Genomic DNA, 22,712 nt, shown 5'->3' with positions numbered 1-22,712 from the left:
TCCTGGAAGCCATGAAGATGGAACAGCCCCTCAACGCCCACCGCTCCGGCACCATCAAGGGCCTCAGCGCGGAGATCGGCGCCTCCATCACCTCCGGCGCCACCATCTGCGAAATCAAGGACTGACACCCGAACCCCGGAACAAGCGGAGCGCTCAAGGGTCGGTGCCCGCCGCGACGAGGTCGCGGCGGGCACGTCCGGACTCGCGGACGTCGAGCACGCCGCCACCTGGGCTCCACCGGCGAGCTGTGCACCCACCCGTCGCAGATCGAACCGGTCGAGACCCGCTTCGCCCCGAGCGAGAGCGAACGCATTCTCGCCGCCGGCGCCGGCGCCGCTTGAGCCATCAGCAGTACCCGGCCCCGCATGTCCGGGAGGGCGACCTCCTGGGCATGCGGCGTCGGACGTTCGGCGGGTGCGCTCAGGTCGGGGTCTCGAAGATCGGGGTGATGCGGGCCCGCGCCACGGTGTGCTCGAAGAGCTGGAAGCCCAGCCACGCCGGGGACGCCGCCGCGGGAACGTCCAACTCGGCCGTGTCCAGGGCGTGGACGACGTACATGAAGCGGTGCGGGCCGTGCCCGGGCGGGGGCGCGGCTCCGAGGAAGCTCTGCCCGCCCGCGTCGTTGGCCAGCATCTTGGCGCCGGCCGGCAGGTACTTCCCGCCGGGCGCCCCCGCGCCGGCCTCCAGTTCATGGACCGTCGCGGGGATGTCGTACACCGCCCAGTGCCAGAAGCCGCTGACGGTCGGCGCGTCCGGGTCGAAGCAGGTCACCGCGAAGCTCTGCGTGTCGGCCGGGAACCCCTCCCAGGACAGCTGCGGGGAGCGGTCCTCGCCCGGGCCGCCGAAGAGGCTGCTGCACTGCGCGGCATCGAGGGGCTTCCCGTCCGCGATGTCCGTGCTGTGCAGGCCGAAGTCCGGCACCGAGGGAAGGGCGCTGTACGGATCGAAGGAGTGGGGCATGTGCTTCTCCTCTGGTCGGGCGGTCAGGTGCTCGCGGAGTGTTCGGTGACCGACCCGCCCTGATCGACCACACCACCGACACTCGCACGACATCCGTGGGCGCCGCACGCCGCAAACGGGCGACTTACGCCTCCGCGACGCCGCACAAATATTGATTCACGCTACACATAGATGCATGATGCGCTCATGCATAAGCGGGTTATGGACACGGAAGCCCCGGCCGAAGGCCTGACCATCGCCGTGGAGCAGATGGTCCGCTACGTGCGCCACAGCGCCGTCACCGGCGGCCTGGGCACGGCGGCGTCGTCCGCGATCGCCCGGCTCGGCCGCGAAGGCCCGTACCGGCTGACCGAACTCGCCAGGGCCGAAGGTGTCTCGCAGCCCGGCATGACGCAGCTCGTCACCCGCATGGAGCGCGCGGGCCTGGTACGCCGGGTGGCTGACCGCCGCGACGGCCGCGGCGTCCTCGTGGAAGCCACCGACAGCGGGCTCGAAGTCTTCCGGCAGCGGCGCGCGGAACGCGCCGAGGCCCTGCACCTGCTGATCGAGAAGCTGACCGAGCCGGAGCGGCAGGCCGTGCGGGTCGCCCTGCCCGCCCTGGCCCGTGCCATCCAGGACCGCTCCTGACCCGCCTCGCCCCACCCCGCCCTTCCCCTCCGGGGCCGGAAACCGCCTGAGACTCCGATCACTTTCGTGGTGCCCCCTGGACGACATACCGACTAGTCAGGATGATGAGTCAGTCCAGTTCAGACGTCCGTAGGAGCAATGATGAGTGTCGGCCACCCTCCAGGTCTCGATCTCGACCAGTTGCGCCGCCACCTCGACCGGGAACGCCCCGGTCTGGTGGCCGGTCCGCTGTCCGGGCGGATCGTCGAGGGCGGGCGGTCGAATCTCACGTACATCGTCGACGACGGCTCCTCTACCTGGGTGGTCCGGCGTCCGCCGCTCGGCCATGTGCTGGCCACCGCGCACGACATGAAGCGTGAGCACCGGGTGATCAGCGCGCTGCACCCGACCTCGGTGCCGGTACCCGAGGCGCTGCTGCTGTGCGAGGACGACAGCGTGGTGGGGGCGCCCTTCTACGTCATGGAGTTCGTGGCGGGCACGCCGTACCGCACGGCCGAGCAGCTCGCGCAGATCGGGCCCGAGCGCACCCGCGCCGCCGTGCTCGGCCTTGTGGACACGCTCGTCGACCTGCACGCCGTGGACCCGGCCGAGGTCGGTCTCGGGGACTTCGGGCGGCCCGACGGGTTCCTCGACCGGCAGCTGCGCCGCTGGGGCAAGCAGCTCGACGCGTCCAGGAACCGTGAGCTCGCGGGGGTCGACGAGCTGCACGCGGCGCTCGGCCGGGCGCTGCCCACCTCGCCGGCCGCGACGATCGTGCACGGCGACTACCGCCTCGACAACGTCCTGATCAACCAGGACGACGACGGTGTCGACCGGATCAAGGCCGTCCTCGACTGGGAGATGTCCACTCTCGGCGACCCGCTCACCGACCTGGGCCTCCTGGCGATGTACAGCGCGAAGCTGGACCTGCCTGACTCCCCCGTCTCCACCTCCGCCGCGGCCGCGGGGCACCCCGACGCCTCGGAGCTGATCGAGCGGTACGCCGCGCGCTCGGGGCGCGACGTGTCCGCCGTCTCGTGGTACACGGCCTTCGCCTGGTTCAAGCTCGCCGTGATCCTCGAAGGCATCCACTACCGCTACACCCTCGGCCAGACCGTCGGCGCCGGCTTCGACCGGATCGGCGAGCTCGTGCCCGTGTTCATCGAGCACGGCCTGACGACCCTTCAGGAAGGCTGACCCGCAATGGACTTCGCATTCGACGCGCGCACCGAGGAACTGCGGGCGAAACTCCTCGCCTTCATGGACGAGTACGTGTACCCGGCCGAGGCCGTCGCCCACGAGCAGCGCGCGCAGCTCGCGTCGCCGTGGGACACCCCGGCGGTGGTCGAGGAGCTCAAGGCCGAGGCAAGGCGGCAGGGCCTGTGGAATCTGTTCCTTCCCGACGCGCAGTACGGCGCCGGGCTTACCAACCTCCAGTACGCGCCGCTGGCCGAGATCACCGGCCGCAGCCCGCAGTTGGCGCCCACGGCCCTCAACTGCGCGGCCCCCGACACCGGCAACATGGAGGTGCTGTCGCAGTTCGGCGACGACGCGCACAAGAAGCAGTGGCTGGAGCCGCTGCTCGCCGGTGAGATCCGGTCCGCGTTCGCGATGACCGAGCCGGAGGTCGCCTCGTCCGACGCCACGAACATCACCACCCTCATCGAGCGCGATGGCGACGAGTACGTCATCACCGGCCGCAAGTGGTACATCTCCGGGGCGATGAACCCGGACTGCAAGATCTTCATCGTGATGGGCAAGACGGACCCCGAGGGCCCCGACATCCGCCGCCAGCAGTCGATGGTGCTCGTCCCCCGCGACACCCCCGGCCTCGAAGTCCGGCGCGCCATGCAGGTGTACGGGTACGAGGACCACTACCACGGCGGTCACGCGGAGGTCGTCTTCGACCAGGTCCGGGTGCCGGTGAGCAACCTGATCGGCGAGGAGGGCGGCGGCTTCGCCATCGCCCAGGCCCGGCTCGGTCCGGGCCGTATCCACCACTGCATGCGGCTGATCGGCATGGCCGAGCGCGCCATCGAGCTGATGTGCAAGCGGGCGGTCGCCCGTACGGCGTTCGGCAAGCCGCTGGCTCAGCAGGGCGTCGTACAGGAGTGGATCGCGGACGCGCGGGTCGCGGTGGAACAGCTGCGCCTGCTCGTCCTCAAGACGGCCTGGCTCATGGACACCGTCGGCAACAAGGGCGCCCACACGGAGATCCAGTCCATCAAGATCTCGACGCCGCGCACGGTCGTCGACATCATCGACCGGGCCGTCCAGCTCCACGGCGCGGGCGGCGTCAGCCAGGACTTCCCGCTGGCCGAGCTGTGGGCGGCGGCGCGCACCCTGCGCCTCGCGGACGGCCCCGACGAGGTGCACCAGCGCTCGCTGGCCCGGCGCGAACTGAAGAAGTACCTCTGACCCACGAAGACCCGGCCCCCGCCCTGCCCTGCCGGGCGGGGGCCACACCTCGTCACACGGCAGCCCCCTGGATCACGGCACCTCGCGCAGGAAGAGCGCACCGCACGTGTGGCAGAACGGTCTGGCCTGGTCCGTCCCCCACGCGTCGGACGACAACTTCTGTGCGGACAGATCGAGTTCACGGCCGCACATGGACTCCGGCTGCTCCCCTCGGACCATGTGCCACTCCTTGAGCGTGCTGCCCCCGGGCTCGGTCATCTCGGCGATGATGTGGTGTTCCATGGCCCATAGCCTCCCTCGGACGGCCCTGCCGGCTCTCTCTTCAGTGTGCTCCCAGGGGCGCTTCCCCGCCCTCGGCTACAGCCTGGGCATGGCCGGAACGCTGACGCTCACGGGCCCTCTCTGAGCCCGTACCCCCGATGCCGCATGCCCAACGGCACGCTGTCGCACACCATTCCCGGCGCCCTGTCCATGTGATGAAGGCCCTCTGGATGTCGGGAGCGCGAAAGTGGCATGATCCGGGAACTTGCCGCTCCGCAACCCGACAGTTCGCCCGTACCGGGCGACGGAAGGACATGCGCATGTTCCGTAAGGTTCTCGTCGCCAACCGCGGAGAGATCGCGATCCGGGCGTTCCGCGCCGGCTTCGAGCTGGGGGCGCGAACCGTCGCGGTGTTTCCTCATGAGGACCGCAACTCGCTGCACCGGATGAAGGCCGACGAGGCCTACGAGATCGGCGACCCGGGGCATCCCGTACGGGCCTATCTCTCCGTCGAGGAGATCATCCGCGCGGCGCGCAAGGCGGGCGCCGACGCCATCTATCCGGGGTACGGCTTCCTGTCCGAGAACCCCGACCTGGCGCGGGCCTGCGAGCTGGCCGGGATCACGTTCGTCGGGCCGAGCGCCGAGACGCTGGAACTGACGGGGAACAAGGCGCGTGCCGTGGCCGCGGCGCGGGCGGCCGGAGTGCCCGTGCTCGGTTCCTCGCAGCCCTCCACCGATGTCGACGAGCTGGTCCGGGCGGCCGACGGGCTCGGCTTCCCGGTCTTCGTCAAGGCCGTGGCCGGGGGCGGCGGGCGCGGCATGCGGCGCGTCGAGGACGCCTCGACGCTGCGCGAGTCGATCGAGGCGGCCGCGCGCGAGGCCGAGTCGGCGTTCGGCGACCCGACGGTCTTCCTGGAGAAGGCCGTCGTCGAGCCCCGGCACATCGAGGTGCAGATCCTCGCCGACGGCGAGGGCCGGGTCATCCATCTCTTCGAGCGTGACTGCTCGCTCCAGCGCCGGCACCAGAAGGTGATCGAGCTGGCCCCCGCGCCGAACCTCGATCCCGAGGTGCGCGAGCGGATCTGCGCCGACGCCGTGAAGTTCGCCCGCCAGATCGGCTACCGCAACGCGGGCACGGTGGAGTTCCTGCTCGACCCCGAGGGCCGGCACGTGTTCATCGAGATGAATCCGCGGATCCAGGTCGAGCACACGGTGACCGAGGAAGTCACCGATGTGGACCTCGTCCAGGCGCAGCTGCGGATCGCCGCCGGTGAGACCCTTGACGACCTCGGCCTCTCGCAGGAGACGGTCCGGCTGCACGGCGCGGCGCTGCAGTGCCGGATCACCACCGAGGACCCGGCCAACGGCTTCCGTCCCGACACCGGCATGATCAGCGCCTACCGTTCGCCGGGCGGCTCGGGCATCCGGCTCGACGGCGGCACCACGCACGCCGGTACGGAGATCAGTGCCCACTTCGACTCGATGCTGGTCAAGCTGACCTGCCGTGGACGGGACTTCGAGGCCGCGGTCGGCCGGGCCCGGCGTGCCGTCGCCGAGTTCCGTATCCGTGGTGTGTCCACGAACATTCCCTTCCTCCAGGCCGTTCTCGACGACCCGGACTTCGCCGCGGGACGTGTCACCACCTCGTTCATCGAGCAGCGTCCACATCTGCTGACGGCACGCCACTCGGCGGACCGCGGCTCGAAGTTGCTCACCTATCTGGCCGACGTCACGGTCAACAAGCCGCACGGCGAGCGGCCCCCGCTGATCGACGCGGCCACCAAGCTGCCGCGGCTGCAGGCCGGGGAACCGCCCGCCGGTTCCAAGCAGAAGCTCACGGAGCTCGGCCCGGAGGGCTTCGCCCGGTGGCTGCGCGCCTCGCCCACCATCGGGGTCACCGACACCACGTTCCGGGACGCGCATCAGTCGCTGCTCGCCACCCGGGTCCGCACCAAGGACCTGCTCGCCGCCGCCCCCGCCGTGGCGCAGACGGTGCCGCAGCTGCTGTCGCTCGAGTGCTGGGGCGGCGCGACGTACGACGTGGCGCTGCGCTTCCTCGCCGAGGACCCGTGGGACCGGCTCGCCGAACTGCGGGCTGCCGTGCCCAACATCTGTCTGCAGATGCTGCTGCGCGGCCGGAACACCGTCGGCTACACGCCGTACCCCACCGAGGTGACCAACGCCTTCGTGGAGGAGGCCGCGGCTACCGGCATCGACATCTTCCGGATCTTCGACGCGCTCAACGACGTGGGCCAGATGCGGCCGGCGATCGACGCGGTACGGGAGACCGGCTCGGCGGTCGCGGAGGTCGCCCTCTGCTACACCTCCGACCTGTCGGACCCGTCGGAGAAGCTCTACACCCTCGACTACTACCTGCGTCTCGCCGAACAGATCGTGGACGCGGGCGCCCATGTGCTCGCCGTCAAGGACATGGCGGGGCTGCTGCGCGCACCCGCGGCCGCGAAGCTCGTATCGGCGCTGCGAAGGGAGTTCGACCTGCCCGTGCACATCCACACGCACGACACGGCGGGCGGCCAGCTGGCCACGTATCTCGCGGCGATCCAGGCGGGCGCGGACGCGGTGGACGGGGCGGTGGCGTCCATGGCGGGCACCACGTCTCAGCCGTCCCTCTCGGCGATCGTCGCCGCCACCAACCACTCGGAGCGGCCGACCGGACTCGATCTGCAGGCCGTCTGCGATCTGGAGCCGTACTGGGAGAGTGTGCGCAAGATCTACGCGCCGTTCGAGGCGGGCCTGTCCTCGCCGACCGGCCGCGTGTACCACCACGAGATCCCCGGCGGCCAGCTGTCCAACCTCCGTACGCAGGCCATCGCCCTCGGGCTCGGCGACCGCTTCGAGGACATCGAGGCGATGTACGCCGCCGCCGACCGGATCCTCGGCCACCTCGTGAAGGTCACGCCCTCGTCGAAGGTGGTCGGCGACCTCGCCCTGCACCTGGTGGGCGCCGGGGTGTCACCCGAGGACTTCGAGGCGGAGCCGAACACCTTCGACCTGCCCGCCTCGGTCATCGGGTTCCTGCACGGCGAGCTGGGCCTGCCGCCCGGCGGGTGGCCGGAGCCCTTCCGGACCAAGGCGCTGCAGGGCCGGGCAGGGCCCGAGCCGGTGCGTGACCTGTCCGCCGAGGAGCGGGACGGTCTCGCCAAGGACCGGCGGTCGACGCTGAACCAGCTGCTGTTCCCCGGTCCGACGAAGGAGTTCGAGAGCCACCGGCAGGCGTTCGGCGACACGAGTGTGCTGGCGAGCAAGGACTTCTTCTACGGCATCAGCCCGGGCCGGGAGTACTCCGTGGACCTGGAGCCCGGGGTCCGGCTGCTCATCGAGCTGGAGGCCATCGGCGAGGCCGACGAGCGCGGCATGCGGACCGTGATGGCCACCCTGAACGGTCAGCTGCGGCCGATCCAGGTGCGGGACCACTCCGTGGCGTCCGACATCCCGGCGACCGAGAAGGCGGACAAGACCGATCCGGGACATGTGGCGGCGCCGTTCGCCGGTGTGGTCACGCTGGCGGTGGCCGAGGGTGCGACGGTGGAGGCCGGTGCGACGGTGGCCACCATCGAGGCGATGAAGATGGAGGCCTCCATCACCGCCCCGAAGGGCGGCACCGTGTCCCGGGTCGCCATCAACACGATCCAGCAGGTCGAGGGCGGTGACCTGCTGGTGGTGCTCACCTGATCCAAGTGCCGCGGAATCCGGGGTTCCTGCCCCGTCGTGTAGGACAGCATCTGGCCTAGATGGCTCGTAGCCTGGGTGTTGTCCGACGGAGCAGGAACACCTGGAGGCGGAAATCATGGCTGTCAACGACCTGAACACGCACAAGCGGGCCGGAGCCCCCACTGTCGCCGATGAGCGCGCGGACCTGCTGGAGGCGCTGGCGCAGCACCGGCAGTTCCTTCGTTTCACGACGCGTGACCTCACCGACGAGCAGGCAGCGCTAAGGACCACCGTGAGCGAACTGTGCCTGGGCGGAATCATCAAGCACGTCACGAAGGTCGAGCGGAACTGGATCGACTTCATCCTGGACGGCCCGTCCGCGATGCCGGACTTCACGGCGCTGACGGAGGACGAGTGGGCCAGCCGGGCCGACGGGTTCCGGCTGCTGCCCGGTGAGACGCTGGCCGGCGTACTGGCCGACTACGCCGAAGTGGCCGCCCGCACGGAAGAGGTGATCACCTCGCTGCCCGACCTGAACGCCACGCAGCCGCTGCCGAGCGCTCCGTGGTTCGAGCCGGGCGCGCGGTGGTCTGCCCGCCGCGTGCTGCTGACCGTCATGGCCGAGACCGCTCAGCACGCCGGTCACGCGGACATCATCCGGGAGGCGCTGGACGGCGCCAAGACGATGGGCTGACTGTCCGCGTCACGGGGTGCGGTCAGCACCGGCCGGCCGGTTCGGGGTCGAGGGACGGTGCAGGGACACCGGGGTCGAGGTCGGCCAGGCCGAGGTCGAACGTCGCCTGGATCCTCTACGGCACGCGCGGCCGTCGCGTAGTCGGATTCCGGTGCGCGGCGGCTACCGTCGTCGTATGGAGCGAGAGCGCGAGCGCACCGACGGGATCCGGGCGGTCCTCATCGACATCGACGGGGTGCTCACGGTGTCCTGGGAGCCTCTCCCAGGCGCTGTCGAGGCCATGGAGCGGCTGCGCGCCGCGGATCTCCCGCTCGCGCTCGTCACCAACACGACGTCAGGGACGCGTGAGTCGATCTGCGCGCGGCTGACGGGTGCCGGGTTCCCCGTCGCCGTCGACGACATCCTCACCGCACCTGCCGTCACAGCCGCCTATCTGCGCGAGAACCACCCGGGCGCCCGCTGTCTGCTGCTCAACTCCGGTGACATCGAGGCAGATCTGGCGGGTGTCACGCTCGTAGACACCGACACCGATCCCGACGCGGACACTAATACGGACACTGATACGGACGTGGACGTGGACGTCGTCGTGGTCGGGGGCGCCGGCGAAGAGTTCGGCTACGCGGCCCTCAACCGGGTCTTCCATCACCTCCAGCGCGGAGCCCACCTCGTGGCGATGCAACGGAACCTCTACTGGCGCACCGCCGCCGGTCTCGACCTCGACACGGGCGCCTTCCTGCTCGGCCTCGAACGGGCCGCCCGGGTCGAGGCGACCATCACCGGCAAACCGTCCGAGGCCTTCTTCGCCGCCGCGCTCGCCCACCTCGGCGCCGATCCGTCCACCACGCTCATGATCGGCGACGACATCGAGTCGGACGTGCTGGCGGCGCAGCGCAGCGGTGTCACCGGCGCGCTCGTCAAGACCGGCAAGTACCTTCCGGAGACGCACCGTTCGGCCGACGGCACACCTGACCACGTGCTCGACTCCTTCGCCTCGCTGCCCGACCTGCTCGAACGCCTGGCCGCGGGCTCCCGCTGAGCCTTGCGTGCCCTACTCGTTGATCTTCCAGAGGGTCAGCGTCGTCACGTAGTCGGGCATGTCGCTGGAGAGGCCCTGCTTCGTGTCGGGCACGACCTCCTTGACCTGCAGCATCGCCAGGTTGTTCTCGCTGGTGACGGTGCACAGCACGGTGCCCTTGGTCAGGGTCTTCCCCGCGTTCAGGTCATCGGCGGAGATCGCCGCCGGGAGCGCGTCGGTGTCCACGCCCGCGCTGCACGCCTCGGGTGTGGTGCCGGTGCTCCGGCCCATGGAGGTGAGGAAGCGCAGGTCGGAGTCGCCCCAGTCCTGGTAGGTGAGTTCCATGCCGGCGTCCTTGCCGATCTCGCCGTCGGGGAAGAGTTTCGGCGCGTCCAGGTCGACATGTGTACCGGTGTTCCAGGCCGGCGCCCGGAGCGTGAGGGGCTTGTCCTTGAAGACGAGGGTGTACGGGGCCTGCGCCGGGGAGGGCTTGGACTTGGGCGGCGGTGACGACGCCGTGCTGGGAGTGCTGGAGTCCTTGCCGTCCGCACCGGTGTCGGCGCCGCCGGGATTGCCGTCCGGGCTGGCGATGACCCAGGTGAGAAGTACGGCGAGGGCTATGGCACCGGCGGCGATCAGCAGGTTGCGGTTGCGGTTCGCGGGGGTGGTCGAGGGTGTGCCGCTCGGGGGTGGGGTCGTCGGCCACTGCGCCTGGGACTGGCCGGGCGGCGCCGACATCGTGGGCTGCCCGGCGAAGTGCGCCGCCGCGTCCGGCTGGGTGGGGGTGGCGGTGGGAGTGGGCTGCGGGGGCCGGGCGGCGGCCGCCTCCCGGCGTGCGATCCGCTCCATGAGCGGCGCCGGCAGCCAGCCGTCGAACGCGCGCAGCGGCCGCCCGGCCTCCCGCTCGCACAGCTCGGCGAGCTCGTCCGTCGTGATGCGCGCGGCCGGGTCGGCGGTGAGGCACCGTTCCAGCAACGTCCGCAGCGGCGCCGGGTAGTTACCGAGGTCCGGCGGTGTGCGCTCGGTGTTGGCGATGCGCACGCCGAGCGCGGTCGCGCCGCCTTCTCCGTACGGGTGCCGTCCGGTCGCCGCGACCGCCGCGATGAGGCCGAGCGAGAACAGGTCGGTGGCCGCGGTGACGGGTTCGCCCAGGGCGTGTTCGGGCGACATGTACTGCGGTGTGCCGATGACTCCGCCGCTGCGGGTGAGCTGGGTGGCGTCGGCGGCCTGCGCGATGCCGAAGTCGATGACGTACGGCCCGGTGGAACCGAGGAGGATGTTGGCGGGCTTCAGGTCGCGGTGGACGACGTCCGCCGCGTGGATGGAGCCGAGCGCGCGGGCCGTGCAGCCGACCAGCTGGAAGACGGCGGGCAGGGGAAGCGTGCCGTGCGTGACGAGCGCGTCGGCGAGCGAGAGGCCGGGGACGAACGCCGAGGCGATCCAGGGAAGGGCGCCGGTGGTGTCGTGGTCGAGCACCGGTACGAGGTGGTAGCCCTGCACCCGGCGCGCGGCCCGCACTTCCTGTTCGAAGCGGCGCCGGAAGTCGGGGTCCTGGCCGTACTCGCGGCGGATCACCTTGAACGCCACGGGCTGCCCGCCGCGTGTGTGCGAGAGGTACACGGTGCCCATGCCGCCCTCGCCGACCCGCGCCAGAAGCCGGTAGCCGGCCGTCTCGCGCGGATCGACGGGGTCGAGGGGAGTCAGTAGGTCGTCGTTGCCGTTGATCACGGCAGCCCACCCTATGGCATGTGACGGTGCATCAAAGTGCCGTAGAGGCAAGGCCGGTGGCCGTGAGCCTCATGACATGCGGGCGGCAACCGTGCGGGCTGCCTGGGACAGGACCTTGTCGGTCCACAGCCGCTTCCGCTCGGCGGCGGCCGCCAGGTTCTCGGAGGGCTTCGCGTCCGGTCCGGGCTGCCGCACGAGTCCCTCGGCGTAGCTCGAACCGTCCAGCTCGAACTCGTACGGCCCCTGCATGCAGGTCACCTTGTCGCCGACCACACCGTCGACGGAGTAGCAGGCCTGGGCGCCCCAGGAGCCTGCCAGGTCCTTGAAGCCCTGCTCGGAGGCGTCGTCTCCCTTGTCCTCGCGGTACTTGTCGCTCACGAGGGCCGGATCCGCGAGGGCGGTCACGGTCACGGTGAAGTTGCTGCTCGTGACGTGATCGCCGCCGTTGCCCGGGAGGTTGAACGCGAACTCGCAGCCGCCGCGCGGCACATCGCCGGTGGTGCCGGGCTTGGCATCGGCCATCGGGTCGAAGTTGATGATGCTCACCTTGACCGGCTTGCGCTCGACGTTCTTCGCCTGCGGCAGGAACGCGCGCAGCTCCCCGTCGGTCACCAGCTTGCAGGCGTCCGGCCACTGCGAGAGCGCCATCGCGGCACCCTGCGGCGGCTGCAGTCCGAGCGTGTCCCCGGCCGGCCGGGCCGTCCCGAACTCGACCGGGGGCGGCGGCTTCTCCTCGCCGCAACCTGCCAGCAGCCCCACGCCCGCCAATGCCGTGAGGCACAGCCATCTGCTCCGGAACATCCCGATCTCTCCCCGTTCCCTCTCGTGCGACAACGCCACGGCGCTGTCCGGTCCGCCTGATCGTCCCAGTGCCTCGACACCTCTCGGGTGCGTTTGGTTCCAGGGCGAACAGGGTGGCGACGAGAGCCCGTTGCCGCAGGCGGGGCTCGGCGGTGCCTGGCTCACCGCGCCGCCGTCGTCCCTCATCCGGCCGCCGGCGGCTGTGGCCGTACCGTCAGCATCTGGTGCGCGTAGCCGACGGGGCCCGTGACGTCGTGCAGCACGGTGGTGGTGACGCCGTGTCCCGAACCGCCGAAGACGACGGTCGTGTCGAGACCCGTCCAGCGGCCTTCGGGCTGCCGGTGCAGATGGAGCGTCAGGTCGACGTTCGGGTACATCCAGACGGTGGGCGCCTGGCGTACGGCGATGCCGTTCGCCGTGTCGACGAGGCCGACGTACGACGCGAGCGGGCTCACCGTCTCTCCCGCGACCAGGTCAAGTCCCGTGGAGACCCAGGCTGTTGTGCGGCCCGGCCGCGGCGGGGCGAGGGTGCGCACGTCGAGCGAGGCGATGTAGCCGCCGGGCCAGAGGGAGGCCATGTCCCACGGGGCACACCGGTCGGGCGGGGTGAGCGGGGCGGGGGCGCCGCCGGCGACGGCGCTCGTGTCGGACGTGGCCAGGAGCCAGGCGCGGGCGCGGACCACGGGCCGGCCGGCGACGAGCACGGTGGCCTCGACGAGTTCGATGGTGCGGCCGGGCCGGACGGTCCCTACCTGGATCTCGCACTCGTCGAGGGCGAGGCGCCCCAGGATGTCGATGCTGATCCGGCCGAGGGTCAGGCCCGCGTCCGCCGCCCGCTCCGCCAGGTGGCGCTCGACGGCGTGTACGACGAGACCGCCGAGCGGGCTGAAGTGCAGCTCGTCGGGATCCCACGCGCCGCTCGCGTGGACGGTCGGCTTGTAGCGGTGCTCGTCTATCCGCTCGTAGTAGCTGTCCGGAACGTGCGCGCCGGGATTCAACTGGGCTCCCTCTGTCACTGCTTCGGTGTATGCCACACACAGGATAGGGACGCCGGCACGTCGGAGCGGTGTGCGCCCGCTCACCGCGCCGTGGTCGGCGGGAGTTGGGCCGGGCTCACCAGTTGCCCGAGCACGTCGGCCATGAAGTGGACGAGCCAGCGCTGCGAGGGGCTGCGCGACGATGCGTGGCGGGCGTAGAGGGCCACCTCCATCGGCTCCGCCTCGAACGGGAGCCGCACGAGGCGTACCCGGTGGGAGGCGGTGAAGACCTCGCCGACGTACTCGGGGACGACCGCGATCAGGTCGGTCTGCTCCAGCAGGTAGGGGAGCATCGAGAAGCGGGTGGCGTCCACGGTGACCCGGTCGAGGAGGCCGTGCGCGGCGAGTACGGCCCGGGGTACGGCGTGACCGCTGGGGCCGTGGACCGTCGCGTGATGCTCGGCCGCGAGTTCGGGGAAGCTCACCGCGGAACCCGTGATGCGCGGGTGGTCGGCGGCGACCATCCCGACGTAGCGCTCCCGGAACAGCGGGATGCGTACGGTGCGGTGCGAGGTCAGGACGGGGGTGGCCACGAACGCGTCCAGGTCGCCGCGCCACAGCCGGCTCTCGGCGTCCTCCACGTCCAGGGGATGGATCGCGAACGACGCGCGCGGTGCCCGCTCCCGCGCGGCCGCGAGCAGCCGGGGCAGCAGGGTCACCTCCCCCAGGTCGGAGAGCGCGACGGTGAAGCGGCCCGCCATCGTCCCGGGGTCGAAGTCGTCGGCCTGCCGGACGGTTCCCTCGATCTCGGCCAGCGCCCGCTGCAGCGGCTCGTACAGCCGCCGCGCACCCGCCGTCGGCGTCAGTCCGCGGCCGGTCCGCCGGAAGAGCTCGTCCCCGAAGTGCCGCCGCAGCTTTCCCAGGCTGTAGCTGACGGTGGGCTGGGTGACGTGGAGCGCCTCGGCGGTGGCCGTCACGGAGCTGGTCTCGTAGAGCAGGACGAAGACCCGCGCGAGGTTGAGATCGAAGGTCCTCATATCGATGGACTCTATAGCGCGTGTCCACAACATTTATTGGTGCGTATGTCGTGCCGTGCCTAGCGTGTGCGCCATCACATCGAAAGGAACGCCCGTGCCGTCCGTACGCCGTGTCTCCCACGAGTTCCTGGAGCGCCAGGGGCTCACCACCATTTTCGGCAACCCGGGCTCCAACGAGCTGCCGTTCCTCGCCGAACTGCCCGACACCTTCCGCTATGTGCTCGGGCTCCATGAGGGCGCGGTGGTCGGTATGGCGGACGGCTATGCGCAGGCGACCGGCCGCCCCGTCCTCGTCAACCTGCACGCGGCGTCGGGCTCCGGCAACGCCATGGGCGCCCTGACCAACGCCGTCGCCTCCCGCACCCCGCTGGTACTCGTCGCCGGCCAGCAGGTACGCCCCGCGATCGGCCCCGAGGCGAACCTCGCCAGCGTCGACGCGCCCGCGCTCATGAAGCCCCTCGTCGGCTGGGCCGCCGAGCCCGCGTGCGCCCAGGACGTCCCGCGCGCGCTCGCCCAGGCCCTCTTCGAGGCCGAGCTGCAGCGTCGCCCCACGTATCTCTCCGTCCCGTACGACGACTGGGCCGCCGACGCCGGCGAGAACTCCCTGGCGCTCCTCGGCCGGCGGGTCCAGCGGGCCGACACCCCCAGCGCCGAGCAGGCCCGATGGCTCGTCGAGCAGCTGACCGGCGCCCGCCGGCCCCTGCTCGTCCTCGGCGGCGACATCGACTCGGCCGGTCTCTTCGACGACGCCGTGCGCCTCGCCGAACGGCTCGGGAGCCCGGTGTGGGCGGCGCCGTCGCTGTTCCGGCTGCCCTTCCCGAACCGGCATCCGCTGTTCCGGGGCGTGCTGCCCGCCGGGATCGGGCCCGTCTCGGAGGCGTTCGAGGGCCACGACCTGGTGCTCGTGCTCGGCGCCCCGGTGTTCCGCTACCACGAGCACCTTCCCGGCTCCTATCTGCCGGAGGGCACACGCCTGATCCAGGTGACCGACGACGCGTCCGCCGTGGCCCGCGCGCCGATGGGAGAGGCGCTGCTCGCCTCGCCCGCCGCCGCCGTCGGCCTGCTCCTCGCCGCCCTCGACACTCCCCGGGAGCCCGCGGAGCCAGCAGCCGCCGACTATCGTCCTGCCCCTGAACCACGCACGTCGGACGACGCGCGGCTGCACCCCGAGGAAGTGTTCGCGGCGCTCCGCGACGAACTGCCCCATGACACCGCGTACGTCGTCGAGTCCACCTCCACGAACTCCTCGTGGTGGCGGCAGATGGACCTGCGCCATTCGGGCTCGTACTACTTCCCGGCCGCCGGCGGGCTCGGCTTCGGGCTGCCCGGCGCGGTCGGTGTCGCCATGGGGCAGCCGGACCGGCCCGTCGTGGGCGTGATCGGCGACGGCTCCGCCAACTACGGCATCACCGCCCTGTGGACCGCGGCACAGCACCGCGTGCCCCTGACCGTCGTGCTCCTGCGCAACGGGACCTACGGCGCCCTGCGCTGGTTCGGCGGGCTCCTGGGGGTACCGGACGCGCCGGGCCTCGACATCCCGGGCCTCGACTTCACCCGCATCGCCGAGGGGTACGGGGTTCCGTCCCAGCACGTGAGCGATCCGGAGGAACTACGGGCCGTGCTTGCCGAACGCCCCGACCACCCGCGTCTCGTACAGGTCGACACGGCGCTCACGACGCCGTCCTGACGGGCCGGAGGCCGTATACCTGCACCACCGTCCGAACACCCGCATCCACATCAACATCCACATCTGCATCTGCATCTGCATCTGTACGGAAGTGAGGCAGCACGATGACATTCCTGGACAGCGCCGTCTGGGGCGGCAGGTTCTACTCCGACGGCTGGCAGGACTCCGCGTCCACGTACCCCGTCGTCGAACCGGCCACCGGCGAACAGCTCGCCACCCTGGGCCAGTCCACTCCCGAGCTCGTGCGCCGCGCCGCTGCCCGTGCCGCCGAGGCGCAGCGCGCGTGGGCCGCGACCTCCCCGCAGCGGCGCGCCGCCGTCCTGCGGCGCGCGGGCGACCTGTTCACCGAACACGCGGGCGAGATCGAGGACTGGCTCGTGCGCGAGGCCGGATCGGTGCGCACCAAGGCGGCGTTCGAGGTCCAGCTCGCCGTGGGCGAGTGCTACGAGTGCGCCGCGCTGCCCACCCACCCGCAGGGCGAGGTCCTCACCAGCGAGGACGCGCGCTGGTCGCTGGCCCGTCGCCGTCCGGCGGGCGTCGTCGGAGTCATCGCTCCCTTCAACTTCCCCCTGGTGCTGGGCCTCCGTTCGGTGGCGCCCGCCCTCGCCCTGGGCAACGCGGTGCTGCTGAAGCCCGACCCGCGGACCGCGGTGAGCGGCGGCGTCGTCATCGCGCGGATCTTCGAGGAGGCGGGGCTGCCGGACGGCGTGCTGCACCTGCTGCCGGGGGACGGCGCGGTGGGCCAGGCCCTCGTCGAGGCCCCCGAGGTCCGCGTCGTCTCCTTCACCGGTTCCACGCCGGTCGGGCGGGCCATCGGCGAGCAGGCGGGGCGGCTCCTCAAGCGGGCGCATCTCGAACTCGGCGGCAACAACGCCCTGGTCGTCCTGCCGGGCGCCGACGTGGCGAAGGCGGCGTCCGCCGGTGCCTTCGGCGCGTATCTGCACCAGGGGCAGATCTGTATGACGACGGGCCGTCACATCGTGCACGAGTCACTGGTGGAGGAGTACACGGCCGCGCTCGCCGCGAAGGCGAAGGCGCTTCCGGTCGGCGATCCCGCGCGTGAGGAGGTGGCGCTCGGCCCGATCATCGACCGCCGGCAACTGGAGCGCGTGCACGGCATCGTCACCGAGAGCGTCGCGGCGGGTGCCACGGTCGCCGCCGGCGGCGAGATCTCCGGCCCCTGCTACCAGGCCACCGTCCTCACCGACGTGACCGTGGACATGCCGGCCTGGCGCGAGGAGATCTTCGGGCCCGTGGCGCCGGTGGTCTCCTTCGCCACGCTCGACGAGGCCGCGCACATCGTCGACGACTGCGAGTACGGCCTGTCCGTCGCGATCCTCGGCGATGTCGGGACCGCGATGAAGCTCGCCGACCGCATCGAGTCCGGAAAGATCCACATCAACGAGCAGACGGTGGGCGACGAGCCCAACGCGCCCTTCGGCGGCGTGAAGGCGTCCGGCACCGGCTCCCGCTTCGGCGGTGCCACGGCCAACATCGACGCGTTCACCGAGACCCAGTGGGTGACTGTCCGTCCGGACATCGCCGACTACCCCTTCTGACCTGTCCCCTCCTCCTCCAACCTGCTTCACGCCCCGTCTCCCGTAGCCGCCCCTGGGGGGTCAACCGTGACACGCTCCATACCGACGCAAGTACCGGCCGGAACCGGCACCGCCGCACGCAGCACCTGGACGGTGGTCCTGTGCTGGATCACCGTCATGCTGGAGGGCTACGACCTCGTCGTCCTCGGCGCCATCATCCCGACGCTCCTCAAGACCCATCACCTCGGCATGACGGCGGTGGACGCAACCACCGTCGCCACCCTGTCACTTGTGGGCGTCGCGATCGGCGCGGTGTGCGTCGGTCCGCTGGCCGACCGGCTCGGACGACGCCTCCTGCTGATCGGATCGGTGGTGGTGTTCTCCGTCTTCACCCTCCTCGTACCGCTGGCCGGATCGGTGACCGTGTTCGCCGCGCTCCGGCTCGCCGCCGGTCTCGGCCTCGGTGCGTGCATGCCGGTGTCGCTCACGATGATGTCCGAGAACATGCCCGCCCACCGGCGGGCCCGCGCCTCCACGCTCACCATGACCGGCTACCACACGGGTGCCGTGATCACCTCGCTGCTCGCCCTCCAGGTCACCGACAACTGGAAGATCCTCTTCTACGTCCTCGGTGTCGCCGGACTCGGCATCGCCGTGCTCCAGTGGTTCCGGCTGCCCGAGTCGGAGGCCTTCGAGCAGACGCGCAACGCGGACAGCGGCCGGCGCGTCGCATTCGGCGAACTCCTCAAGCCGGCCTACCTGCGGGCCGGAATCGGCATCTGGGTCGCCTCGTTCATGGGCCTGCTGCTGGTCTACGGGCTCAACACATGGCTGCCGAAGCTCATGAACGACGCCGGTTATCCCGTGCCCACCGCCGTCACGCAGCTCCTGATCCTGAACGCCGGCGGAATCGTGGGCCTCGTGATCGGCGGCAGCGTCGCCGACCGTCGCGGCATCAAGGGCACCGCCATGGGCTGGTTCGCGGTCTCCGTGGTCATGCTGGCGCTGCTGAGCGTCAAGATGGGCAGCAATCTGCTGCTCGACACCGTGGTCTTCCTGACCGGGGTCTTCGTCTTCTCCGCGCAGGTACTCGTCTACGCCTACGTCACCCACTACTATCCGGCGTCGGTCCGGGGCACCGCGCTCGGCTCGGCCTCCGGGATCGGCCGCATCGGGTCGATCGTCGGCCCGTCGATCACGGGCGCGCTCGTCACGGCCGGGATCGGGCACCCCTGGGGCTTCTACTTCTTCGCCGCCGTCGCGGTGTTCGGCTTCCTGGCCGTGCTGACGCTGCCGCGGCGGAGCCCGGGACCGGACGTCCAGGTGGAGGCGCTGCCCGCCACGGCCTGAGGCCCACCGGCCTGCCGGGAATGCCGGCCGAGAGAGATCTCGGCCGGCAGCAGGCCATTCCCCGGCGCCCCGCACCTCAGGACGCGGGCGTCAGGAACGAGGCCTCCCAGGCGAACCCGTCGGGTTCGGCGAAGGCCCCGGCGTCGCCGCCGATCGCAAGCCGGTGCGAGCCGGTTCCGTCGGGAGCCTGACCGGTCGGGTCTCCCCTTCCGCCGCACGGGGTGGCGGCACCGCCGACGTGCCCGTGGCGCGGTGCCGGTAGGCGTCGGGCGGCACACCGACGAGTTCGGTGAAGCGCGCGCTGAAGGTACGCACCGAGGAACAGCCGACCGCGGAACACACCTCGCTGACGCCGAGGCCGCCGTGCGCCAGCAGCGCCTTCGCCCGCTCGACGCGCCGCCGCATCAGATACGCGTACGGCGACTCGCCGTACGCGAGGCGGAATTGGCGGCTGAGGCGGCCGGCGGGCACGCTCACGCCGCGCGCGAGCGCCAGGACGTCGAGCGGCCGCGCATGCTCCCGGTCGATCCGGTCGCGGACGCGGCGCAGCCGCACGAGGTCGCTCCGGTGCCTGGCCTCGGTGAGTGCGCGCCCCCACGAGGGGTGGCACATGAGAGAACTCCCTTCGTCCGACGGCCCGTTGGCGGAACGCTCAGCGCAGTTCCTGGATCCGGACGAGGTTGCCCGCGGGGTCGCGGAAGGCGCAGTCCCGGACGCCGTACGGCTGGTCGGTCGGCTCCTGGACCACCTCCGCGTCGCCCGCCTGCACCTTCTCGAAGGTGGCGTCGAGGTCCCGGGTGGCCAGGAGGATCCAGCCGTAGGTGCCCTTGGCCATCATCTCGGCGATGGTGCGGCGCTCTTCCTCGGAGATGCCGGGGTCGGCGGCCGGCGGCGCCAGGAGGATCGACGTGCCGGGCTGGCCGACGGGGCCTACCGTGATCCAGCGCATCTTGCCCTGGCCGACGTCGCTGCGGACCTCGAAGCCGAGCACGTCCCGGTAGAAGGCCAGGGACGCGTCCGGGTCGTCGTGCGGAAGGGCGGTCGTGTGAATGGTGATGTCCATGATGATCAGGCTAGGCCCGGCACGGCCACCCGCGCTTCTCGATTCCTGACCGATTTCGGCGGGCCGTCAGCGAACGTTCTCGCGCAGGAATTCCAGCGTCGACGACCATGCCTCGGCCGACGCCTTCGGGTCGTACACCTCGGGCCGGCCGTCGTTGAAGAAGGCGTGCCCGGCCGGGTACACGCGCAGATCGGCGTCGACACCGGACTGCTTCCTGACCGTCTCGCGCAGCCCCTGGAGCGTGGCCACCGGGATCGACTGGTCGTGCTCGCCGTAGTGGCCCTGGACCTGCGCCTTCAGGCCGGAGAAGTCGGGCACCTCGCCCTGAATGACGCCGTAGTAGGGGACGGCCGCGCTCACGCGCCGGTCGTGGGCCGCCAGGTAGAGGACGAATCCTCCGCCCATGCAGAAACCGACGGCGCCCACGGTCCTGGACGTGACCTCGGGCCGGGCGAGCAGGTAGTCCACCGCTCCCGACAACAGGGAGACCCCGCTCTCCACCGGCAGTTCCCGCATCATCCTGAACGCTTCGGCGGCCTCGTGCGCGACGTTACCCCCGTACAGGTCGGGGGCGAGTGCCACGAATCCTGCCCCGGCCAGCCGGTCCGTGACGTCAGCTATGTGGTCGGTCAGGCCCCACCACTCCTGGATGACGATGACGCCGGGCCCCTGTCCCGCCGGCGGCAACGCCAGATAGCCGTGGGCGTCGGCCCCGCCGCTGGCGAACGTCACGTTCTGCCGGGCCGGCTTGCCCGTCGGCCTGGGCGAACCGGCGGAGCTGGGCGTGTCGGTCACGGGATGCCTCCTGTGGTCGTTGGTGATGTCCCAGGAGGCAGCGTAAAGCTAAAGTTGACATTGAAAGTGGGACTTCGGAACCACTTGTCTCGATCGCCGGCCGGCCGATCCGCGGAAGCTCCGATTCCGTACTATCCCCGCTCTCCGCACTCTCCCTGGCCTTGCGTCACATGCGGCGTATCACCACCAGGACGACCAGCAGCACCGTGGCACCGGCACTCATCCCGTGGGCGACGACGGCCGCGAGGGGGAAGTGCCGCTCCGCCGTGCCGGACTGGGAGTGCCGTCCGGAGCTGGGCAGCCAGCGCAACAGCATCGTGAACCCCAGCGCGGCGACGACGAGGACGACCGCGCACGCCGCCCAGGCCGAACTCCGCGCGTCCCCCAGCAGGAACACGCCCCAGGCGACGAGGCCCCCGACCGCCAGCGTCACATGCCCCAGAACCAGCCACAGCGGAAGCCGGGTCACGCCGGGCGTGCGCTGCTGGCGCAGCCCCCCGTTCCGGATCCACACCGTGGCCAGATAGCTTCCCAGCGCCGCCGTCACCAGCCATGCGCACAACACGAAAACCCGCATGCGCTCCCCCAGTTCGAACGCGGCCCCTCCTGGCCACCGCACCCGTCCAGCACACCGCACGCCACGGGGAAGCGGGCGGACATCCATTCCCCAATTCACTCTTTGGTGTGAATCAGTGGCCGGAATGCAGCGCTCACCGGAATCAGGACGGGCGCCCGCCGAACTGCCAGTCGTGCACCTCGACGCTCGCGTACGTGTCAGCGGCCAGCACCCCGCGCGCGGTGTCCGGGTCCGCCGCTCGCAGCAGCACCGCCGTGCCGACCCAGATGCTCTCGTCGTCGGACAGCAGTGGCCCGTGAGCGATGAGCTCGTCGCGGGCCGGCGGGACGGTGATGTCGGCGGCCTTGCCCGGGCCGAGGCCGATCACCAGGTAGCGGTTGCCTCCGGTCCTGCCGCCGGGGAAGTCCCACATGGTGCGTCCCAGCATGTTGCGCCAGCGCCGCAGCAGCACGTCCCGGTAGGCACCGGCCTGGTAGTTCGGCTCGTCGAAGGCGAACGTACGGGCGGCGGCGGTGTCCGGCAGGTCGACGATGTGCACGCTGCCGGTGGGTGTCTCGCCGTCGTCGGCGAAGGTCGGCCCGCGCGCGATCATCTCCGCCGCGTACCGGTCCATGTACGACCAGTGCTCCTCGATCAGCTCGCCGCGCAGGTCGACGGATCCGGGCCGGTCACGGTGGTAGCAGAAGAACTCCATGGCCCCGGACTCTCTCCGATGTACGGCGGCATCTCAACCAAATTGCCGATCCCCTCGTGATCCCGCATCGTTGTTACGCGCGATCCAGAACATTGTTGACCGCCGAACCACGGAGGTTGACGCACGTGGAGAAAGACCATCCTCCTCATTCCCTTGCCCCTCATTCCCGCGCCGTGGAGCTGACGAAAGAAGTCGTCAAGTTCGGCGCGGTCGGTGGTGCGGGAGTTTTTGTCAATATCGCGGCCTTCAATATCGGCCGCCATTTCGGCCACCTTCCCGTGGTGCGGGCCAGCGTCATCGCCACCCTCATCTCCATCGCCTTCAACTACGTCGGTTTCCGGTATTTCACCTACCGGGACCGGAAGTCGGAGCAGCACACCAAGGAGATCTCCCTCTTCCTCGGCTTCAGCGCCATCGGCCTCGTCATCGAGAACAGCATTCTTTACGTGGCCACGTACGGGTTCGGCTGGGACAGCACGCTGCAGAGCAACGTCTTCAAGTTCCTCGGGATCGGCGTCGCCACGCTCTTCCGCTTCTGGTCCTACCGGACATGGGTGTTCAAGGCGCTCCCCTCACTCCCCCACGACCGGCCCGGACCGCCACCGGCCGATGTGACCGGGGAATACCGGCACGACGCCCGACGGCGGTAGCCCGCCACCCGGCCGGCCCATCTCCGGTCGCGCGCGGCGCGGGAGCCCCACACGATCGAACCGCGGGCGCCGGTCCTCGACCGTCCGGACTCGCGGCAGTTCGTCATGCCCGCTGCGGAGGTGGAGGGACCTTTGCCTACTGGGATCGCGGTGGCCCCGCCCCTCCCACGCCAAGAACGTCACGCCC

At 70.8% G+C, this 22,712-nt stretch carries 22 protein-coding genes; 11 read left to right on the top strand and 11 right to left on the bottom strand.

Going from position 1 to position 22,712, the window contains the following annotated elements; genetic code table 11:
- The coding region (locus EOT10_RS28900) for an acyl-CoA carboxylase biotin carboxyl carrier protein subunit (RefSeq protein WP_146003141.1) at positions 1 to 125 on the top strand (125 nt) is incomplete at its 5' end.
- Positions 126 to 420: 295 nt separating this feature from the next.
- On the opposite strand, the gene EOT10_RS28895 is transcribed toward EOT10_RS28900, so the two are convergent.
- Positions 421 to 960 (bottom strand): YbhB/YbcL family Raf kinase inhibitor-like protein, encoded by a 540-nt coding sequence (locus EOT10_RS28895; protein WP_127831272.1) that lies wholly within the window; start codon positions 958 to 960, stop codon positions 421 to 423.
- 186 nt (positions 961 to 1,146) lie between these two features.
- Between EOT10_RS28895 and EOT10_RS28890 the strand changes: the two genes are divergently transcribed.
- From EOT10_RS28890 to EOT10_RS28880, 3 genes are all read left to right on the top strand, one after another.
- Complete coding sequence (locus EOT10_RS28890; RefSeq protein ID WP_127831271.1) at positions 1,147 to 1,587, top strand: MarR family winged helix-turn-helix transcriptional regulator; 441 nt, start codon at positions 1,147 to 1,149, stop codon at positions 1,585 to 1,587.
- A 141-nt stretch (positions 1,588 to 1,728) separates the two neighbouring features.
- Positions 1,729 to 2,763, top strand: coding sequence for a phosphotransferase family protein (locus tag EOT10_RS28885; RefSeq protein WP_127831270.1), 1,035 nt, complete (start codon positions 1,729 to 1,731; stop codon positions 2,761 to 2,763).
- Between the two features lie 6 nt (positions 2,764 to 2,769).
- Positions 2,770 to 3,984: an acyl-CoA dehydrogenase family protein gene (locus EOT10_RS28880; RefSeq protein ID WP_127831269.1), complete on the top strand. Its 1,215-nt coding sequence runs from the start codon at positions 2,770 to 2,772 to the stop codon at positions 3,982 to 3,984.
- 72 nt (positions 3,985 to 4,056) lie between these two features.
- On the opposite strand, the gene EOT10_RS28875 is transcribed toward EOT10_RS28880, so the two are convergent.
- Positions 4,057 to 4,266 (bottom strand): hypothetical protein, encoded by a 210-nt coding sequence (locus EOT10_RS28875; RefSeq protein WP_127831268.1) that lies wholly within the window; start codon positions 4,264 to 4,266, stop codon positions 4,057 to 4,059.
- A gap of 299 nt (positions 4,267 to 4,565) precedes the next feature.
- Here EOT10_RS28875 and EOT10_RS28870 point away from each other — a divergent pair, with 299 nt between their 5' ends.
- From EOT10_RS28870 to EOT10_RS28860, 3 genes are all read left to right on the top strand, one after another.
- Positions 4,566 to 7,940 carry a pyruvate carboxylase gene (locus EOT10_RS28870; RefSeq protein ID WP_127831267.1) on the top strand — a complete coding sequence of 1,125 codons (3,375 nt, stop codon included), beginning with the start codon at positions 4,566 to 4,568 and terminating at the stop codon, positions 7,938 to 7,940.
- Between the two features lie 115 nt (positions 7,941 to 8,055).
- Complete coding sequence (locus tag EOT10_RS28865) at positions 8,056 to 8,613, top strand: DinB family protein (protein ID WP_127831266.1); 558 nt, start codon at positions 8,056 to 8,058, stop codon at positions 8,611 to 8,613.
- 175 nt (positions 8,614 to 8,788) lie between these two features.
- Positions 8,789 to 9,649 carry an HAD-IIA family hydrolase gene (locus EOT10_RS28860; protein ID WP_127831265.1) on the top strand — a complete coding sequence of 287 codons (861 nt, stop codon included), beginning with the start codon at positions 8,789 to 8,791 and terminating at the stop codon, positions 9,647 to 9,649.
- Positions 9,650 to 9,661: 12 nt separating this feature from the next.
- Here EOT10_RS28860 and EOT10_RS28855 read toward each other — a convergent pair whose 3' ends face one another.
- From EOT10_RS28855 to EOT10_RS28840, 4 genes are all read right to left on the bottom strand, one after another.
- A complete protein-coding gene (locus tag EOT10_RS28855) occupies positions 9,662 to 11,356 on the bottom strand; it encodes a serine/threonine-protein kinase (protein ID WP_223281273.1) in 1,695 nt (564 codons plus the stop codon).
- A gap of 69 nt (positions 11,357 to 11,425) precedes the next feature.
- Entirely contained in the window at positions 11,426 to 12,157 is a 732-nt protein-coding gene (locus EOT10_RS28850) for a hypothetical protein (protein WP_127831264.1), read from the bottom strand.
- A gap of 182 nt (positions 12,158 to 12,339) precedes the next feature.
- The gene (locus EOT10_RS28845) at positions 12,340 to 13,173 is read right to left on the bottom strand and encodes a thioesterase family protein (protein WP_431313332.1); all 834 of its coding nucleotides are present in this window, start codon (positions 13,171 to 13,173) and stop codon (positions 12,340 to 12,342) included.
- A gap of 62 nt (positions 13,174 to 13,235) precedes the next feature.
- Positions 13,236 to 14,171, bottom strand: a complete 936-nt coding sequence (locus EOT10_RS28840; protein WP_127831263.1) for a LysR family transcriptional regulator — start codon at positions 14,169 to 14,171, stop codon at positions 13,236 to 13,238.
- Between the two features lie 94 nt (positions 14,172 to 14,265).
- Between EOT10_RS28840 and mdlC the strand changes: the two genes are divergently transcribed.
- The 3 genes from mdlC (at position 14,266) to EOT10_RS28825 (ending at position 18,746) form a co-directional block, all read left to right on the top strand.
- Positions 14,266 to 15,858, top strand: coding sequence for a benzoylformate decarboxylase (gene mdlC, locus EOT10_RS28835; RefSeq protein WP_127831262.1), 1,593 nt, complete (start codon positions 14,266 to 14,268; stop codon positions 15,856 to 15,858).
- A gap of 104 nt (positions 15,859 to 15,962) precedes the next feature.
- Complete coding sequence (locus tag EOT10_RS28830) at positions 15,963 to 17,417, top strand: benzaldehyde dehydrogenase (RefSeq protein WP_127831261.1); 1,455 nt, start codon at positions 15,963 to 15,965, stop codon at positions 17,415 to 17,417.
- 66 nt (positions 17,418 to 17,483) lie between these two features.
- The gene (locus EOT10_RS28825) at positions 17,484 to 18,746 is read left to right on the top strand and encodes an MFS transporter (RefSeq protein ID WP_223281272.1); all 1,263 of its coding nucleotides are present in this window, start codon (positions 17,484 to 17,486) and stop codon (positions 18,744 to 18,746) included.
- Positions 18,747 to 18,836: 90 nt separating this feature from the next.
- Here the strand turns inward: EOT10_RS28825 and EOT10_RS28820 are convergent, their stop codons facing one another.
- The 5 genes from EOT10_RS28820 to EOT10_RS28800 form a co-directional block, all read right to left on the bottom strand.
- Positions 18,837 to 19,358 (bottom strand): helix-turn-helix transcriptional regulator, encoded by a 522-nt coding sequence (locus EOT10_RS28820; protein ID WP_127831260.1) that lies wholly within the window; start codon positions 19,356 to 19,358, stop codon positions 18,837 to 18,839.
- Between the two features lie 40 nt (positions 19,359 to 19,398).
- Positions 19,399 to 19,809: a VOC family protein gene (locus EOT10_RS28815; protein WP_127831259.1), complete on the bottom strand. Its 411-nt coding sequence runs from the start codon at positions 19,807 to 19,809 to the stop codon at positions 19,399 to 19,401.
- Between the two features lie 66 nt (positions 19,810 to 19,875).
- Positions 19,876 to 20,604: a dienelactone hydrolase family protein gene (locus EOT10_RS28810; RefSeq protein WP_127831258.1), complete on the bottom strand. Its 729-nt coding sequence runs from the start codon at positions 20,602 to 20,604 to the stop codon at positions 19,876 to 19,878.
- A 166-nt stretch (positions 20,605 to 20,770) separates the two neighbouring features.
- Positions 20,771 to 21,181 carry a hypothetical protein gene (locus tag EOT10_RS28805; RefSeq protein ID WP_127831257.1) on the bottom strand — a complete coding sequence of 137 codons (411 nt, stop codon included), beginning with the start codon at positions 21,179 to 21,181 and terminating at the stop codon, positions 20,771 to 20,773.
- A gap of 142 nt (positions 21,182 to 21,323) precedes the next feature.
- The gene (locus EOT10_RS28800; protein ID WP_127831256.1) at positions 21,324 to 21,875 is read right to left on the bottom strand and encodes a YciI family protein; all 552 of its coding nucleotides are present in this window, start codon (positions 21,873 to 21,875) and stop codon (positions 21,324 to 21,326) included.
- A gap of 173 nt (positions 21,876 to 22,048) precedes the next feature.
- On the opposite strand from EOT10_RS28800, the gene EOT10_RS28795 reads away from it, so the two are divergent.
- Complete coding sequence (locus tag EOT10_RS28795; RefSeq protein ID WP_431313331.1) at positions 22,049 to 22,525, top strand: GtrA family protein; 477 nt, start codon at positions 22,049 to 22,051, stop codon at positions 22,523 to 22,525.
- Positions 22,526 to 22,712 lie beyond the last annotated feature (187 nt).

Source organism: Streptomyces antnestii, assembly GCF_004005495.1.
Classification (GTDB): Bacteria; Actinomycetota; Actinomycetes; order Streptomycetales; family Streptomycetaceae; genus Streptomyces; species Streptomyces antnestii.
Note: the sequence above shows the minus strand (reverse complement) of the source record. Positions and strands in the feature narration are given on the sequence as shown.